17 protein-coding genes are annotated in these 16,754 nt (G+C 72.0%); 6 read left to right on the forward strand and 11 right to left on the reverse strand.

Going from position 1 to position 16,754, the window contains the following annotated elements; translation table 11 throughout:
- Positions 1-149: 149 nt before the first annotated feature.
- The 4 genes from ACXKR8_RS19190 (at position 150) to ACXKR8_RS19205 (ending at position 3,412) form a co-directional block, all read left to right on the forward strand.
- Positions 150-1,481: a UDP-glucose dehydrogenase family protein gene (locus ACXKR8_RS19190; protein WP_458274123.1), complete on the forward strand. Its 1,332-nt coding sequence runs from the start codon at positions 150-152 to the stop codon at positions 1,479-1,481.
- Positions 1,482-1,562: 81 nt separating this feature from the next.
- Complete coding sequence (locus tag ACXKR8_RS19195) at positions 1,563-1,979, forward strand: CoA-binding protein (RefSeq protein WP_458274124.1); 417 nt, start codon at positions 1,563-1,565, stop codon at positions 1,977-1,979.
- A 30-nt stretch (positions 1,980-2,009) separates the two neighbouring features.
- Positions 2,010-2,744, forward strand: a complete 735-nt coding sequence (locus ACXKR8_RS19200) for an ATP-binding cassette domain-containing protein (RefSeq protein ID WP_458274125.1) — start codon at positions 2,010-2,012, stop codon at positions 2,742-2,744.
- Positions 2,741-3,412 (forward strand): hypothetical protein, encoded by a 672-nt coding sequence (locus ACXKR8_RS19205; RefSeq protein WP_458274126.1) that lies wholly within the window; start codon positions 2,741-2,743, stop codon positions 3,410-3,412. Before ACXKR8_RS19200 ends, ACXKR8_RS19205 begins: the two co-directional genes overlap by 4 nt.
- 16 nt (positions 3,413-3,428) lie before the next feature.
- On the opposite strand, the gene ACXKR8_RS19210 is transcribed toward ACXKR8_RS19205, so the two are convergent.
- From ACXKR8_RS19210 to ACXKR8_RS19225, 4 genes are read right to left on the reverse strand one after another with little or no spacing between them, the layout of a single operon-like run.
- On the reverse strand, positions 3,429-5,078 hold the full coding sequence (locus ACXKR8_RS19210) for an amidohydrolase (protein ID WP_458275022.1): 1,650 nt from the start codon (positions 5,076-5,078) through the stop codon (positions 3,429-3,431).
- 48 nt (positions 5,079-5,126) lie between these two features.
- The gene (locus ACXKR8_RS19215; protein ID WP_458274127.1) at positions 5,127-6,359 is read right to left on the reverse strand and encodes a dipeptidase; all 1,233 of its coding nucleotides are present in this window, start codon (positions 6,357-6,359) and stop codon (positions 5,127-5,129) included.
- Positions 6,356-6,883 (reverse strand): 5-(carboxyamino)imidazole ribonucleotide mutase, encoded by a 528-nt coding sequence (gene purE / locus ACXKR8_RS19220; protein WP_458274128.1) that lies wholly within the window; start codon positions 6,881-6,883, stop codon positions 6,356-6,358. Before purE ends, ACXKR8_RS19215 begins: the two co-directional genes overlap by 4 nt.
- A 48-nt stretch (positions 6,884-6,931) precedes the next feature.
- Positions 6,932-8,071 (reverse strand): 5-(carboxyamino)imidazole ribonucleotide synthase, encoded by a 1,140-nt coding sequence (locus ACXKR8_RS19225; protein WP_458274129.1) that lies wholly within the window; start codon positions 8,069-8,071, stop codon positions 6,932-6,934.
- A gap of 238 nt (positions 8,072-8,309) precedes the next feature.
- Between ACXKR8_RS19225 and ACXKR8_RS19230 the strand changes: the two genes are divergently transcribed.
- A complete protein-coding gene (locus ACXKR8_RS19230; protein ID WP_458274130.1) occupies positions 8,310-8,795 on the forward strand; it encodes a GtrA family protein in 486 nt (161 codons plus the stop codon).
- On the opposite strand, the gene ACXKR8_RS19235 is transcribed toward ACXKR8_RS19230, so the two are convergent.
- A complete protein-coding gene (locus ACXKR8_RS19235) occupies positions 8,769-10,016 on the reverse strand; it encodes an ATP-binding protein (RefSeq protein ID WP_458274131.1) in 1,248 nt (415 codons plus the stop codon). The two genes, ACXKR8_RS19230 and ACXKR8_RS19235, sit on opposite strands and share 27 nt — an antisense overlap.
- 8 nt (positions 10,017-10,024) lie before the next feature.
- Positions 10,025-10,699, reverse strand: a complete 675-nt coding sequence (locus tag ACXKR8_RS19240; RefSeq protein WP_370085175.1) for a response regulator transcription factor — start codon at positions 10,697-10,699, stop codon at positions 10,025-10,027.
- A gap of 125 nt (positions 10,700-10,824) precedes the next feature.
- Between ACXKR8_RS19240 and ACXKR8_RS19245 the strand changes: the two genes are divergently transcribed.
- A complete protein-coding gene (locus ACXKR8_RS19245) occupies positions 10,825-12,324 on the forward strand; it encodes a peptide MFS transporter (protein WP_458274132.1) in 1,500 nt (499 codons plus the stop codon).
- Between the two features lie 29 nt (positions 12,325-12,353).
- On the opposite strand, the gene ACXKR8_RS19250 is transcribed toward ACXKR8_RS19245, so the two are convergent.
- The 5 genes from ACXKR8_RS19250 to ACXKR8_RS19270 all read right to left on the reverse strand — a co-directional run bounded on the left by ACXKR8_RS19250 (position 12,354) and on the right by ACXKR8_RS19270 (position 16,689).
- Complete coding sequence (locus ACXKR8_RS19250; protein WP_458274133.1) at positions 12,354-13,181, reverse strand: hypothetical protein; 828 nt, start codon at positions 13,179-13,181, stop codon at positions 12,354-12,356.
- 3 nt (positions 13,182-13,184) lie between these two features.
- Positions 13,185-14,186 (reverse strand): hypothetical protein, encoded by a 1,002-nt coding sequence (locus tag ACXKR8_RS19255; RefSeq protein WP_458274134.1) that lies wholly within the window; start codon positions 14,184-14,186, stop codon positions 13,185-13,187.
- Entirely contained in the window at positions 14,183-14,320 is a 138-nt protein-coding gene (locus tag ACXKR8_RS19260) for a hypothetical protein (protein WP_462100596.1), read from the reverse strand. Before ACXKR8_RS19260 ends, ACXKR8_RS19255 begins: the two co-directional genes overlap by 4 nt.
- Positions 14,284-15,213 (reverse strand): WxL protein peptidoglycan domain-containing protein, encoded by a 930-nt coding sequence (locus tag ACXKR8_RS19265; RefSeq protein ID WP_462100597.1) that lies wholly within the window; start codon positions 15,211-15,213, stop codon positions 14,284-14,286. Before ACXKR8_RS19265 ends, ACXKR8_RS19260 begins: the two co-directional genes overlap by 37 nt.
- A 126-nt stretch (positions 15,214-15,339) precedes the next feature.
- Entirely contained in the window at positions 15,340-16,689 is a 1,350-nt protein-coding gene (locus ACXKR8_RS19270; protein ID WP_458274136.1) for a WxL domain-containing protein, read from the reverse strand.
- Between the last annotated feature and the right edge of the window lie 65 nt (positions 16,690-16,754).

Raw genomic sequence — 16,754 nt, forward strand, 5'->3', positions numbered from 1 at the left:
CTACCGTTAAGTAACATCTGGCCCTGTGCTGATTCTAGGCCTTGCACCCGGATGGGTCGGTCGTGACGTGCGCAACAGCCTGCTCCGCCACTGGGTAGGATCTCCAGGCCCGACCCCTTCACACCCGCCCGGCGGAAGGACCAAGAGCCGTGAAGATCACCGTCATCGGCACCGGCTACCTGGGTACCACCCATGCCGCCTGCATGGCAGAGCTCGGCTTCGAGGTGCTCGGCCTCGACATCCTCCCGGAACGGGTCGCCACCCTCGCGTCCGGCCGGGTCCCGATGTACGAGCCCGGCCTGGAGGACCTGCTGCGCAAGCACGTGGCCGGGGTCGAGGGCTCCACCGGGCGGCTGCGCTTCACCACCTCCTGGGAGGAGGTCGGCGCGTTCGGCGACGTCCACTTCATCTGTACCAACACCCCGCAGCGGCGCGGCGAGTTCGCCTGTGACATGTCCTACGTCGAGTCGGCGTTCGACCTGCTCGCCCCGCACCTGCAGCGGCCCACCCTGGTGGTCGGCAAGTCCACCGTCCCGGTCGGCAGCGCCGAGCGACTGGCCGAGCGGCTGGCCGCGGCCGCGCCGGTCGGGGCCGCCGCCGAGGTCGCCTGGAACCCGGAGTTCCTGCGCGAGGGCTACGCCGTCGACGACACCCTGCACCCGGACCGGCTGGTGGTCGGCGTCCGCAGCGCCGAGGCCGAGGCGACCCTGCGCGCCGTGTACGCGCCGCTGATCGACCGGGGCACCCCCTTCGTGGTCACCGACTTCCCGACCGCCGAGCTGGTGAAGACCGCGGCGAACTCCTTCCTGGCCACCAAGATCTCCTTCATCAACGCCATGGCCGAGGTCTGCGAGGCCTCCGGCGCGGACGTGGTGCAGCTGTCGGCCGCGCTGGCCTTCGACGAGCGGATCGGCGGCAAGTTCCTCAACGCCGGGCTCGGCTTCGGCGGCGGCTGCCTGCCCAAGGACATCCGGGCCTTCATGGCCCGCGCCGGGGAGTTGGGCGCCGACCAGGCGCTGACCTTCCTCCGCGAGGTCGACAGCATCAATATGCGGCGCCGCAGCCGGATGGTGGAGCTGGCCCGCGAGCAGTGCGGCGGCGGATTCCTCGGCCGCCGGGTCGCCGTCCTCGGCGCGGCCTTCAAGCCCAACTCGGACGACGTCAGGGACTCGCCGGCGCTGAACGTGGCCGGGCAGATCCAGCTCCAGGGCGCCCAGGTCACCGTCTACGACCCCAAGGCCATGGACAACGCGCGCAAGCTGTTCCCCTCGCTGTCCTTCGCAGACTCGGTGCTGGACGCCGTCACCGACGCCCATGTGGTGCTGCACCTGACGGAGTGGCAGGAGTTCCGGGAGATGGACCCCGAGGTCCTCGGCAAGGTCGTGGCCGAGCGCAGCATCCTGGACGGCCGCAATGTCCTCGACCGGCAGCGGTGGCTCGACGCGGGGTGGACCTACCGGGCCCTGGGACGCCCCAGCTGACGCTCCGCAGGGGAGACGCCCACCGAGGGAATGCCGGCCGGTGCCCGTCGGGTTGTCGCTGGTGACTGAGGGAGCGTGCAGATGAGCGACTACGGCGACGACGCCACCGTCCGCGAGATCCTGACCGGGACCGGCCCGACCTGGGCGGTGGTGGGGCTGTCCAACAACTCCGCCCGCGCCGCCTACGGCGTGGCCCAGGTGCTGCAGCGCTTCGGCAAGCGGGTGGTGCCGGTGCACCCCAAGGCCGAGACCGTGCACGGCGAGCAGGGCTACGCCAGCCTCGCCGACATCCCCTTCCCGGTCGACGTGGTGGACGTGTTCGTCCGCAGCGAGCTGGCCGGGGAGGTCGCCGACCAGGCGGTCGCGGCGGGCGCCAAGGCGGTGTGGTTCCAGCTGGGCGTGATCGACGAGGCCGCCTACGACCGCACCCGCGCGGCCGGGCTCGCCATGGTGATGGACCACTGCCCGGCGATCGAGATCCCCCGTTTGCCCCGCTGAGGCGGGAGGCCCACTTCTATCCTGGGCCGCATGCGACTCGACGGCATCGCCATGCGCTACGGCCTCCACGACCCCTGGGTGCTGCGCGGAGTCAGCCTGGACGTCCCGGCCGGGCGGCTGATCCGCGCTCAGGGCGGCAACGGTGGTGGGAAGTCCACGCTGCTGCGGCTGGTCGCCGGAGTCTGCGCGCCCACCCGGGGCAGCGTGCGGGACCGGCCCGCACACCGAGCGTACGTGCCGGAGCGCTTTCCCGCCGCGCTCCCCTTCACCGCGCACGACTACCTGTGCCACCTGGGCCGGATCCACGGGCTGCGCGGCGCGGAGTCCGCCCGCCGGGCCGGGCAGCTGCTCGAACGCTTTGGCGCGGCGGCCTTCGCCCGGACCCCGCTGGCCGAGCTGTCCAAGGGCACCTGCCAGAAGGTCGCGGTGGCCCAGGCCCTGCTCGGCGAGCCTGAGCTGCTGGTCCTGGACGAGGCCTGGACCGGCCTGGACCAGGACGCCAGGGCCGAGCTGGACGCCGCCGTCGACGAGCGGCTTGAGCAGGGCTGCACCGTGCTGTTCGTGGACCACGACCCGACCAGGCTGGCGACCAGACCGGCGCTGCGCTGGCAGGTCGGCGACGGCGGGGTGGCGGTCACCGACGCGGCGGCGCCGAGCACCACCGTGCGGATCACCCTCAGCACCGACAGCGAGGAACTGCTGCGGGAGCTCAGGGACGACCCCCGGGCCCGGATCGAGAACGTCCGGGCGGAGGCCGCCCGATGAGCGATCTGATCCGCTATCAGCTGGCCCTGCTGCTGCGCTCGCAGCGCTGGCTGCCGCCGGTGCTGCTGTTCGGGGTGCTGATCGTCGCCGGGCAGTTCGGCGGCCAGCAGTACGGCGACTCGCTCGGCTGGTGCGCCGGGATGCTGGTCCCCAGCGTCGGCTGGCTCACCCGTACCGTCCTCACCGGCGAGCCGGGCCCGGCCAGGGCCTGCGTGGCCGCGGCCAGCGGCCCCCGCCGGGCGCATCTGGCCGCCCTCTGCGCGGCGCTGATCTGCGGCGCGGTGCTGGCCGTGGTCGCCGGGGTGTTCGAGTGGGCGCTCAGCAGCCCGCCGCCGGGCGTGGTCCACCCCCCGCTCGCCACGATCGCCCGCGACGGCAGCACCGCCGTCCTGATCGGCCTGCTCGCGGGCACCGCGCTGGGCGCGCTCTGCTCGCCGCCGCTGCTGAACCGGCCCGCCACGGCGGTGCTCAGTCTGGTCACGGCGTCGCTGGTGCTGCTGGTCGCCCCGGGCTCCCCGGTCAACGCCGCCATCAGGGACGCCTTCACCTCCGACTCCGCCGACGCCGCGACCAGCTTCCCGGCGCTGCCGCTGCTGGGCGCGGTGGCCCTGCTGGCGCTGGGCTGGACGATCGCGGTCCGGGCGGCGGAACGCGGCCTCCCGGACTGAGCCCAAAGCGGAGCCGTCACTCCCCCGGCGCCGCCCAGACCCGCTCGCCGCCCACATACGTCCGGGCGACGCCGGTCGCGCCGATCTCCTCGGCCGGTCCCGCGAAGGGGTCGCGGTCGAGGACGGCCAGGTCGGCGAGGGCGCCGACGCGGATGGTGCCGGTCTCGTCGTGGTGGTTCACATGGGCCGATCCCGCCGTGTACGCGGCCAGCGCGGTGGCCAGGTCGAGCCGCTGCTCCGGCAGGAACACCGGCACCTCGTCCTCCTCGCCGTAGCCGCGCCGGTTGACCGCGACATGGATGCCCTGGAGCGGGTCGGGGCTGCTGACCGGCCAGTCGCTGCCGGCGGCGAGGGTCGCCCCGGCCCGGCGCAGGTCGGCGAAGGGGTACTGCCAAGAGGCGCCGTCGCCGCCCAGGAACGGGATGGTCAGCTCGTCCATCTGCGGCTCGTGCGCGGCCCACAGCGGCTGCAGGTTGGCGATCGCGCCCAGCGCGCGGAAGCGCGGGACGTCCTGCGGGTGCACCACCTGGAGGTGGGCCAGGTGGTGCCGGGTGTCGCGCCGGCCGTTGGCGCCGCGGGCGGCCTCGATCGCGTCCAGCGCCTCGCGCACCGCGCGGTCGCCGAGGGCGTGGAAGTGGACCTGGAAGTCCAGCGCGTCCAGGGCGGTGACATAGCCGAGCAGGGCCTGCGGGTCGACGAAGCTGAGGCCGCTGTTGACGGTGGCGCAGCCGCAGCTGTCCAGGTAGGGGGTGGTCATCGCGGCGGTGAAGTTCTCGGCGATGCCGTCCTGCATGATCTTCACCGAGTCGGCCCGGAACCGCCCGGCCCGCAGCCGGGCCCGGCGTTCGACCAGCTCGGGGATCTGCTCGGCGCCGCGCGAGCGGTCCCACCACAGCGCGCCGTTAACCCGGGCGGTGAGCGTGCCGTCGGTCGCGGCGGCCAGGTAGGTGTCGGACGGGTCGGCCCGGCCGTTGAACTCGCCGAGGATGGCGTCCTGCCAGCCGGTGATGCCGAGCGAGTGCAGTAGCCGCTGCGCCCGGAGCAGCCCGGCCAGCCGCTCCTCCGCCGTGGTGGGCGGGACCAGGCGGGCGACCAGGTTGGTCGCGCCCTCCTGCAGGGTGCCGCCGGGGGTGCCGTCGGCCTCGCGTTCGATCCGGCCGTCGGCGGGGTCGGGGCTGTCGGCGGTCAGCCCGGCCAGTTCCAGCGCGCGGGTGTTGGCCCAGGCGCCGTGGTGGTCCCGGTTGACCAGGTAGACCGGGCGGTCCGGGACCAGCGCGTCCAGCAGCTGCCGGGTGGGGTTGCCGCCGGGGAAGCTCTCCATGGACCAGCCGCCACCGGTGATCCACTCCCGCTCGGGGTGGGCCTCGGCGTAGGCGCGGATCCGGCGCTGGTACTCCGCCAGGTCGGTGGTGCCGGTGAGGTCGCACTCGCCCAGCTCGATGCCGCCGAAGACGGCGTGGATGTGCGCGTCCTGGAAGCCGGGGACGAGCAGCCGCCCGGCGAGGTCGACCACCTCGGTCTTCGGCCCGATCAGCTCGCGCACCTCGTCGTGACCGACGGCGGTGATCCGGTCACCGCCGACGGCCACAGTGGTGGCCGTGCTGGCGGCCCCGTCCGCGGTGAAGACCGGGCCGCCGGTCAGGACGAGGTCGGCATACGGGGATATCAAGGGAGCTCCATCACGGCGGTTCCGTTACAGCAGGTTGGTCACAGCTCAGCCGTCGAGCTGTTCGATGGTGGCGATGGACGGCCGCCGGTCCCGCAGATCGCGGGCCACCCGCTCCGCGTCGCGCAGCACCCGTACCGCGTTTCCCCAGGTCAGCTTGCCGAGGTCGGCCTCGGACCAGCCGCGTCCGAGCAGTTCGGCGATCAGGTTGGGGTAGCCGGAGACGTCCTCGAGGCCGTCCGGCGTGAACGCCGTCCCGTCGAAGTCGCCGCCGATGCCGATGTGGTCCACCCCGGCGACCTCGCGCATGTGGTCGAGGTGGTCGGCCACGGTCGAGGCACTGGCGCGCGGGCGGGGGTTGGCCGCCTCGAAGGCCCGCTGGACCAGCATCGCGTCCGGGGTGGTGTCCAGCGCGTGCAGGCCGTGCGCCTCCATGTTGGCGTCGGCCGCCTTGGTCCAGGCGATGGCCTCGGGGAGGATGAACTTGGGGACGAAGGTGGCCATCGCGACGCCGCCGTTGCCGGGCAGCTGCGCCAGCACGTCGTCCGGGATGTTGCGCGGGTGGTCGCAGACGGCGCGCGCGGAGGAGTGCGAGAAGATCACCGGCGCGCGGGTGACCCTGAGCGCGTCCCGCATGGTGTCGGCGGAGACGTGCGAGAGGTCGACCAGCATGCCCAGCCGGTTCATCTCCCGGACCACCTCCTCGCCGAAGCGGGTGAGACCGTTGGCGACGGGCTTGTCGGTGGCGGAGTCCGCCCACGGCAGGTTGTCGTTGTGAGTGAGCGTCATATAGCGGACGCCCAGGGTGTAGAGGGCCCGCAGGGTGGCCAGGGAGCCGGCGATGGAGTGGCCGCCCTCGGCCCCGATCAGCGAGGCGATCCGCCCGTGCGCGCGGGACGCCTCCATGTCGTCCGCGCTGAGGGCGAGCCGCAGCCGGTCCGGGTAGCGCGCGACCAGGGCGTGGACCACGTCGATCTGCTCCAGGGTGGCGCTGACGGCGCGGTCCCCGGCGTAGTCGGAGCGGACGTACACCGACCAGAACTGCGCGCCGACCCCGCCGGCCTTCAGCCGGTCCAGGTCGGTGTGCAGATGGCTGCTCTGGTCGGCGGCGATGTCGCGCCGGTCCAGGTCGTAGCCGACCTGCTCGCGCAGCGCCCAGGGCAGGTCGTTGTGGCCGTCCACCACCGGGTGTGCGGCGAGCAGCGCGCGGGCCGCGGCGAGCAGGGCCTCGGAGCGGGTCCCGGCGTCGGCCCCGTTGTCGGGCTCAGTCACCCCGGTCATCCGCCGAAGCCGAAGCTGCTGCCGCCGCCGACCTTGGCCCGCAGCTTCTTGCCCTTGTCCGCGGCCTGGTTGTTCAGCTCCAGCTGGAAGTCCCGCATCTTCTCGGCCAGCTCGGGGTCGAACGCGGCCAGCAGCCGCACCGCGAGCAGCCCGGCGTTGCGGGCGCCGCCGATGGAGACGGTGGCGACCGGCACCCCGGCCGGCATCTGCACGATCGACATCAGCGAGTCCATGCCGTCCAGGTACTTCAGCGGCACCGGGACGCCGATGACCGGCAGCGTGGTGACCGAGGCGAGCATCCCGGGCAGGTGCGCGGCGCCGCCCGCGCCGGCGATCAGCGACTTGAGGCCGCGCCCGGCGGCCTCCTCACCGTAGGTGATCATCTCGCGGGGCATCCGGTGCGCGGACAGGACGTCGACCTCGTAGGCGATCTCGAACTCGTCGAGAGCCTTCGCCGCGCCCTCCATCACCGGCCAGTCGGAGTCCGATCCCATGACGATGCCGACCAATGGCTGCTCAGGCATTCCAGCTCCCTGCTGACTACTCGTTACTCGGATGACTCGGTGCTCGGACTACTCGGTGATGTCGCCACGCAGGTACGCGGCGGCGTGCCGGGCGCGCTCCCGGACGTCGTCCAGGTCGTCGCCGAAGACGGTGACATGGCCCACCTTACGACCGGGCTTCACGTCCTTGCCGTACATGTGGATCCGCAGCCCCGGGTCGCGCGCCATGCAGTGCAGATAGGCGTGGTACATGTCCGGGTAGTCGCCGCCGAGGACGTTCACCATCACGGTCCACCGGGCGCGCGGACGCGGGTCGCCGAGCGGCAGGTCGAGCACCGCCCTGATGTGGTTCTCGAACTGCGAGGTGACCGCGCCGTCGATGGACCAGTGGCCGGAGTTGTGCGGGCGCATGGCCAGCTCGTTCACCAGGATCCGGCCGTCCCTGGTCTGGAACAGCTCGACCGCGAGGTGGCCGGTGATGTCCAGCTCGCCGGCGATCCGCAGCGCCAGCGCCTGGGCCTCGGCCGCGAGGTCGGGGCTGAGGTCCGGGGCCGGGGCGGTGACCTCGTGGCAGATGCCGTCCTTCTGCCAGGACTCGACCACCGGGTAGGCCACGGCCTGCCCGTGCGGGGAGCGCACCACGTCGGCCGCGAGCTCGCGGACGAAGTCCACCTTCTCCTCGGCCAGCACCGGGACGCCCGCCCGGAACGGCTCGGCCGCCTCGGCCTCGTCCCGGACCACCCACACGCCCTTGCCGTCGTAGCCGCCGCGGGTGGTCTTCAGCACCACCGGGTAGCCCGCGCCCTCGGCCGCGAAGGCGGAGACGTCGGCGGGGTCGGCGACCAGCCGGTGCCGGGGGCAGGGCACCCCGAGCTGGTCCAGCCGGGCCCGCATCAGACCCTTGTCCTGGGCGAACACCAGCGCGTCCGGACCGGGCCGGACGGCCACGCTTTCCGCCTGCAGCGTCCGCAGGTGCTCAGTCGGGACGTGCTCGTGGTCGAAGGTGATCACGTCGCAGCCGGCCGCGAAGCGCCGCAGGGTGTCCAGATCCCGGTAGTCGCCCAGGACGACGTCATTCACCACCAGGGACGCGGAGTCCTGCGGGGTGTCCGCGAGGAGTCTGAACCTCACACCGAGCGGGATCGCCGCCTGGTGAGCCATGCGGGCCAGCTGCCCGCCACCGATCATGCCGACCACCGGAAAAGTCACATGCTCGATGGTATAGGTGCTGGCCCGCCCGCATTACCGCAGGCCAGAGCGCAAGGCGCGAAGGCGCGCGGGGCATCGTCTATCCTGGGCGGGCGGATACCGGGTAGGGAAGCCAGAGCCCTGGTGAGAACGTGAGAGTCGGATGAGATGCGCGTGCCGTGACCGCCAGGGTCAGCTGTGCGCGAACTAGCATGAATGGCGCTCCCCAGGAGCCACTGAAGAGACGGACTCCCGAGAGATGACAACGACCATCAGCGCCGAAACCGCCACCACGCCGCCCTCCGTACTGCGCCGCCTCGTCAATGAACTGGCGAAGTTCGGTGTCGTCGGCATAGTCGGCGTGGTCGTGCAGCTGGTGGTGCTGGTGCCGCTGCTGGATGTCATGCAGACGGTCCGGGCCAATATCGTCGCCACGCTGATCGCCATAGCGTGCAACTACGTCGGCTACCGCTACTGGGTCTACCGCGACGCCGACAAGAAGACGCGTTCGCGCGAGATCATGCTGTTCCTGGTGTTCAGCGCGGTCGGTCTGGTGATCCAGAACGGCGTGCTCTACGCACTGACCTACGGCTTCGACATGAAGAGCAAGCCGGCCAGCCTGGCCTTCACCATCGTCGGCATCGGCGTCGCCACGCTCTTCCGCTTCTGGTCCTACCGGACCTGGGTGTTCAAGGCCGTCCCGGCCGCGGACCCGGCCCTAGCCGCCCTGACGACTGAGGAATAGAGCAAAGACCGGCGGCTTCTGCGAGAGCAGTTCCAGGCGGCCGCCGTCCGCCTCGGCCAGGTCGCGGGCCACCGCCAGGCCGATGCCAGTCGAGTTGTGGCCGCTGACGGCGCGCTCGAAGACCCGGGCGCCCAGCTCGCTGGACACCCCCGCGCCCTCGTCCTGCACCTCCAGCACCACCGAGCTGTCCCTGACCCTGGTACGGATGGTCACCGCGCCGTCCCCGTGCATCAGTGAGTTCTCGATCAGCGCCGCCAGCACCTGGGCCACCGCGCCCGAGGTGCCCAGTGCGCGCAACCCCGGCGGGCCCTCCAGGTGCAGGGTGCGCCCGGCCCGGGTGAGCACGGCGCGCCACTCCTCCGCCTGCTGCTTGATCACCTCGTCCAGCTCGAACGCCGTCGCGGCCGAGGTGTTCCGCTGGTCCCGGCTGTTGGTGAGCAGTCGCTGCACCACGTCGGTCAGCCGCTCGACCTGCACCAGGGCGATCGCGGCCTCCTCCTTCACGGTCACCAGGTCGTCGGTCTCGGCGATCTCCTCCAGCCGCATCGACAGCGCGGTCAGCGGGGTGCGCAGCTGATGCGAGGCGTCGGCGGCGAGCCGGCGCTCGGCGGTGAGCATCCGGCCGATCCGGTCGGCGCTGGCGTCCAGCACCTCGGCGATCCGGTCCAGCTCGACCACCCCGTAGCGGCGCTGCCGGGGCCGGGGGTCGCCGGAGCCGAGCCGCTCGGCGGTCTCGGCCAGCTCGGTGAGCGGACGGGCCAGCCGCCGCGCCTGCCAGACCGCGAGCATGGCCGCGGCCAGGATGCTGAGCAGCGCGACCAGGACCAGCAGCAGCAGCATGTTCCGGACCTCCCGGTTCAGCGACGCCCGCGACTCCTGCACGGTGACCTGCTCGCCGTGCGCGCCGGTCTCGACCGCACTGATCAGGTCGGCGCCGGTCGGGCGCGCGCCGAGGGTGATCGTGGGCTGCCCGGGAACGGTGACCACAGCGTAGCGCTGAGCGTTCTGGCTGGTCAGCCCGGACAGTGCCTCCGCCTCGATCTGCTCGCCGGCGACCAGCCGGTTCTCCACCACGCCGAGCAGGTGCAGCGCCTCGGAGGTGACCTGGTCCTGGGCGTTGCTCTCGATGCTGCTCTTCTCGACCAGGGCGAGCGGGACGCAGAACAGCGCCACCACCACCAGCACCACGGCCAGGGTGGAGTTGATCAACCTGCGCCTCACCGCTCCGGTCAGCCCTTCTCGAAGCGGAAGCCGACACCGCGGACCGTGGTGATGTAGCGCGGGCTGGCGGCGTCGTCGCCGAGTTTCTTGCGCAGCCAGGAGATGTGCATGTCGAGGGTCTTGGTGGAGGTCCACCAGGTGGTGTCCCAGACCTGGCGCATGATCTGCTCGCGGGTGACGACCCGTCCGGCGTCCCGGACCAGGACCCGGAGCAGCTCGAACTCCTTGGCGGAGAGCTGCAGTTCCTCGTCGCCGATCCAGGCCCGGTGCGACTCCACGTCGATCTTGACGCCGTGCGCCCCGGTGGTGAGGTCCACCGTGCCGCGCCGCAGCAGGGCCCGGACCCGGGCCAGCAGCTCGGCCAGCCGGAACGGCTTGGTGACGTAGTCGTCGGCGCCCGCGTCCAGGCCGACCACGGTGTCGACCTCGTCGGCGCGGGCGGTCAGCACCAGCACCGGGAAGCCGTGGCCGTCGGCGCGGAGCCGTCGGCAGACCTCAAGACCGTCCATGCCGGGGAGCCCGAGGTCGAGCACCAGGAGGTCGATGTTGCCGCCCTCAAGACCGGCCTCCAGGGCGGAGGGGCCGTCCTCGCGCACCACCACCTCGTAGCCCTCGCGGCGCAGCGCGCGGGCCAGCGGTTCCGAGATGGCTACATCGTCCTCGGCGAGCAGTACACGGGTCATGTGTCTGATCGTAGACCGCGCGGGCAGCAGTTCCACCGAACAGCCCAGGTAAGGGTGTGCCGTCCCTGCGACTGACGGGGTGTCACCTAACGTCGGCACGGTAGGCCCGGAGGAGAGGCGGACGGATGTCGCAGGACGTTGTACCCGAGACCGGCGGTGGTCCGGCCGAGGACGACAAGGGGTTCTTCGGGCATCCGCGGGGGCTGGCGACCCTGTTCGGGACGGAGATGTGGGAGCGCTTCAGCTTCTACGGGATGCGCGGGCTTCTTACCCTCTTCCTGGTCGTGCCCAAGGACCAGGGCGGCCCCGGCCTCGACCAGGCGACCGCGCTGGCCGTCTACAGCGTCTACAACTCGCTGATCTACATGCTGTCGATGCCCGGCGGCTGGCTCGCCGACCGGCTCTGGGGCGCCCGCCGGGCAGTCCTGGTCGGCGGGGTGGTGATCACCCTGGGCCACTTCGTGCTGGCGATCCCGGAGACCGGCACCTTCTACGGCGGGCTGCTGCTGATCGCGATCGGCACCGGGCTGCTCAAGCCCAATGTCTCCAGCATCGTCGGCGCCCTCTACGCCAAGCACGACGTGCGCAGGGACGGCGGCTTCACCCTCTTCTACATGGCGATCAACATCGGCTCCTTCTTCGCGCCGCTGGTGATCGGCACGGTCGGGCAGAAGGTCAACTGGCACCTGGGTTTCTCGCTGGCCGGCGTCGGCATGTGCTTCGGGCTGGCCCAGTACCTGCTGGGCAGCAAGCACCTGGGCGAGGCCGGCAGCCGCCCGGCCCGGCCGGCCCCGGAGGCGGAGCGCCGCAAGGTGCTCCGGCTGGCCGCCGCCTGGGCCGCGGTCGCGGTGCTCGGCTTCGCCCTGGACGGGGTGTTCGGCCACCTCACCGTCCACAGCGTGGTGAACGTGCTGGCGGTGCTGGGGGTGGCGCTGCCGCTCTACTACTTCGTCCGGATGCGGGCCGACAAGGACATGACCGCGCTGGACCGGACCAGGATCGGCGCGTACGTCTGGTTCTTCATCGCCGCCGCGGTGTTCTGGATGATCTACGACCAGACCGGCTCCACGCTGAACCTGTTCGCCCAGAACCAGACGAATCTGAGCGTCTTCGGCTGGTCCTTCCCATCCAGTTGGTTCCAGTCGGTGAACCCGCTGCTGATCATCGCGCTGGCCCCGGTGTTCGCCTGGATCTGGGAGTCCCTGGCCAAGCGCGGCAAGGACCCCAGCACGCCCAACAAGTTCGCCACCGGGCTGCTGCTGGTCGGCCTCTCCTTCGGGGTGATGGCGCTGGCCAGCCTGGCCGCGAACGGCGGGAAGCTGGTGTCCCCGCTGTGGCTGTGCTCGGTCTACCTGATCCAGACCGTCGGCGAGCTGTGCCTGTCCCCGGTCGGGCTTTCGGTGACCACCAAGCTGGCGCCGCCCAAGTTCGTCAGCCAGATGCTGGGGCTGTGGTTCCTCGCGGTGGCGACCGGCGACGCGGTGGCGGGGTGGACCACCCAGCTGACCAAGGTGATGAGCCAGAACGCCTACTTCTACACCCAGGGGGCGCTGGCGGTGTTGTGCGCGATCGCCTTCTACCTGGCGGCTGGGCGGATCCGGGCGCTGATGGGCGATGTGAACTGACGCCCGGATCCTGCACCTGCGGCCTCGCGTCAGCGCGGGCCCGGGCGGCGCAGCCGGCGCCAGGGGGTGAGCACGAACACCGCCGCCCCGATCAGCAGCACCGTCCCGCCGGCCAGCCCGAGCGACTGCACGGTCGAGTTGTCGCCACCGGTGGCGGCGAGGTCGCCGCCGGTGTCTCCGGTACCAGTGGTTCCGGTAGTGCCGGTAGTGCCGGTAGTGCCAGTGGTGCCGGTGGTGCCCGTAGTCCCAGTGGTGCCGGTAGTCCCGGTAGTGCCCCCGGTCGTGCCGGTGGTACCCGTGCTGCCACTGCCCTGGGTCACGGTCAGGGTCAGGCTCGCGGCCGGGGTGCCCGTCGGCTTGCAGGTGGTGGTGGTCGGCAGCAGGTAGTTGACTTTGATGTTGTACGGGCCCGGGGCGAAGGTCACCGTGCCGACCTTGGTCAGCGTCACCCGCGCCGTCATGTTCGACAGCTTCATCGGTGAGTTCCGCGGGGTGGGCGGGTTCACCTGCGTCCCGGTCGCCGCGAGCTTGCCGGTCTGCGCCCCGCCCATGGCGATCGTCCCGGTCGGCAGCACCACATTCTTCGGCAGGTCGACCAGATTGGGGTTGTCGGAGGCCGCGCTCACGGTCACCCAGGTGATGGTGATCGTCTCACCGGTCTTGGGCGAGGAGTTGGAGCTGGTGAGACTGACGGTGGTGGTGCCCTTGATGTCCGGGAGTTTGGCCACCGCGGGCGGATGGCAGATCGTCGCGTAGCTGACGTTCGCCGCCCCGGCCTGCTGGGCGCCGAGCACGACGGTCGCTCCGGACACGGCCAGGACCAGTCCCCAGGTGAAGCTCTTTCGGTGCAGGTGCACGGTTCAGGTTCCTTTGCTGGAGGTCGGTTGGACGGGTAGCAGGACGGTGCCGGGTGCGAACCAGGGCAGATCGAGGGTGGGCGGCAGGATCTCGGCGGGCACCGCGCGCGGGCGCCGCAGGTCGATCAGGTAGAGGCCGGTCCGGAACAGCCCCACCGGGACCAGCAGATACAGCAGCACCCAGAACGGCAGCACGCCCCAGGGCCGCACCAGGTCCAGCTGACGGGTCGCCAACTGCCGTCCGGCATAGGTCATCTCCACCGAGTAGTGGCCGTGCGCGGCGAACGGGAGGTCGACCGGGACGTCGATCTCCTGCCGCACCCCGGGGGCGACCGTCCCGCTCCACTGGTAGTCCTGCCAGACCGGCGCGAACACCGAGTGCCAGACGCCCAGTCGGAAGACCGGGTTGGTCACCGCGGTGCTGCCGAGGTTGGCGACCAGCACCCGCAGCACCCGGTGCGCGGGTGCGCCGAACCAGTTCAACAACCCGTCGCCGCCGTCGAGTGCGGCGGTGAGCGCGAGCAGTTTGCCGGGGGTCGGCACGATCGGCACATCGGCGACGCCGAGCACCGGGAACGGCGTGTCCACGGTGAGGTCGGCGCCGGTCACCGAGGTGGTGCGGATGACGCAGGGGCAGGGCTTCGGCGGGGCGACGACCGGCAGCTGTACCGTGAAGCTGCCGTTGGGGGCGGTGGTGACGGCCCGTTCGGTGGAGTTGGCGCAGCTGTCGGTGCCGCTGACCGCGTTCTGCCCGCAGAGCAGCACGGTGAGCAGGGCCCCTGCGGGCCAGCCGTTGCCGGTGACCGTGGTCTTCGCCCCCGGCGCGGCGGTGCCCGGGGCGGCCGCCACGGTGCCGTGCCCGTCCGCCCGGGCCGGTGCGGAGGCCAGCGGCAGCGCCGTACCCAGCGCCAGGGCCAGCAGCAACACCGTGAGCAGCCGACGCAGCGTCAGCGGCACCGAGGGTGTCAACGACGGCAGCGGCGCCGACGGTGTCAGCAGCCTCATGCCGCCGCCCCGACCCGCTCACGTCTGCCGCCGCCGCTGCCCGGCTGCGGCCGCCGGCGCCGGGCCCGCAGCTTCCGGGCCAGCAGCAGCGCGACGATCAGCAGCAGCACCAGCCCGACCAGGAACCAGGGCACGGCCAGGAACCCGGCCCCGCGCTCGCCGAGGCGTCCGTGCCGCTCACCGACACGGTGAGGCTGACGTGGTCGAACTGCGGCGGATGCGGCCAGGGCGCGGACAGCTGCACCTCCTGTCCCGGCAGCAGGTCCACCCCGAGATCGGTGCTCTCGGTTCGGAGCACCGTTCCGCCGATCCAGCCGGTGGCCTTGAGCGCGAGCTTGGGGTGGATGGTGACATTGCCCTGGTTGAGCAGGGTGTAGTGGATGGTCGCCCGGGACCCGCCCAGGCCCGGTACCAGCGGCGCGCTGCGGTCGATCCGCACGTCCTTGATGCTGACGGCGGGCACGGCGGGCCCGGTGACCCGCAGGTAGATCCGGGCGCCGACGGCCCGCTTGATGCCGACCGCGACATTGCCGTTGGTGCTGGTCCCCTCGACGGCGGTGTCCAGCGCGACCACGGCCCCGGGGTGGTCGCCCGGCTCGGCCCCGACCGGGACCTTGATGGTGAACGGGACGTCGGTGCGGGTGTGCGGGGCCACAGTGAGGGTGCTGCTGCCGAGGTGGGTCCAGGCTCCGACGCCGGTCTGCTTCTGGTCGGCGGCGCGGAGCGCGAAGCCGCCGTCGCGCGGGGTGTTGTAGGCGTCGGCGCCGTAGAGCTGGAAGGTCATCGGCTTGTCGGAGAGGTTGGCGACGGAGACCTTGTCGTGCACGGTCGCGCCGGGCGCGGCCTCCAGGTAGAAGTACTGCCGGTCCGGGGTCACCGTCCTGCTGTTCGGCGCCGAGGGCAGCGGGAACACCGACCAGGTGCCGTTGTCGGCGGCGGTGGACGGGCCGGCCCCGAGCGCGAGCGCGCCCACGGCGAGCAGCGCGGCCAGCAGCACCCGCAGGAATGTCAGCGCTCGGCGGTACATCGGCGGTCCTCCAACGACGCAGGGGTGGTGGGCGGCAGCGCACCCAGGGCGGCAACCCGCCCGGGGTGGCGGCCCGTGGTGGGCGGCAGCCGCGGGGCCGCCGCCCACCACAGGTCCGGCCTGGGCTCAGGCCAGGGTCAGCGTGAGCGTGGAGCTGTAGTCGCCCGGCGCGGTGAACGCCGGGATGGCCAGCGAGAGGCCGGCCGTCGCGCTGAACTGGCCACCGGCCAGGGTCGCGGCGGGAGCGCTCGCCAGGGTGGCGCCGGCCGTGCCGACGGTGCCCGCCGAGCCGGGGACACAGGTGCTGGGGCTGCCGGCGGTGGTGCTGCAGGCAGGGGTCCAGCTGAGGCTGGCGGCCGGAATGGTGCTGGCGCCGGGACCGGTGAAGTTGGTGTTGCTGGCGGTCAGCGACCAGCCGCTGGCTCCGCCGCGGTAGTCCTTGACGGTGACGGCGTTGAGCGAACCGGTGGAGTTGCCCCCGGTGCCGAAGTCCACCGCGCTCAGGCTGACGGTGTCACCGGCCTGGGTCATGGTCAGGTCGCCGCCCTTGACCGAGCTGTTCAGGGTCTGCGCCGACCCGCCCGGGGGAACCACGGCGGTCACGCTGAAGGGGACCGGCGGGGCTGCCTTGGCAGGGTCGTAGGCCGTCCCCTCGAAGGCGATGATCCCGGTCGTCGCCGCGGCGGTGACGGTGAGCTGGGCGGTGAACGCGCCGTTGCCGTCGGTGGTGGCGACGGCGGAGTCACCCGTCGCGGTCTGCCCGCTGAAGCCGGCCACGACCACGCCCGTGCTCGGGGTGAAGCCGGTGCCCTTCACGGTGACCACGGTGCCGGCCGGTCCCGAGCCGGGATTGTCGGTGATGGCACGGGGGTTGGGCACCGTCGCCGGGCCCGCGGTGATGGTGTTGGACACCCCGGCGGGCGGGGTGTCGATGGTGCAGGGGGTGTCGAGGGTGATGATGTAGTTGGAGTTGATGTTGTAGTTGCCGGGGCTGAGGGTGATCGCCCCGGAACCGGTGACCACGAAGGTGCCGGTCATGGTGAACGCGGGGAACGGCGAGTTGCCGGGGACCGGGACATTGGTCCTGGTGCCGGTCACCGCGACCGAACCGGTCTGCCCGCCGCCGAGGAGCACCGTGCCGCTGGGCAGGATGCTGTTCGCCGGGAGGTCGGACGCGGTCGGGTTGCCCGAGGCGGGCTGGATCACGTCATAGGTGACGGTGACCGTGTCACCGGCCTTGGGCGTCGGGTTGTCGACGGTGATCTCGGCCTTGGTGGTGCCGTGGATGGCCGCGACCACGCCGGGTGTGCAGGTGGTGGCGAAGGACACCGTGGTGCCCACGCTGGCCGCCTGCGCCTGCGCGGCGAGCCCGAGCGGCGCCGCCGCGACCAGCAGCGCGACGACGGCGGCGCGGATCGCGCGGCGGCGTCGGGGTGCTGGTCTGACGGGAGGTGCTGAACCTGAGGAGTGCGACACGATCCTGGTGCCCCTTTCGGTGGACGTACGGCCACCGCCACGCCCGCTGCGTGACAGCCGTCTCG

This window comes from Streptacidiphilus sp. PAMC 29251 (genome assembly GCF_054208735.2).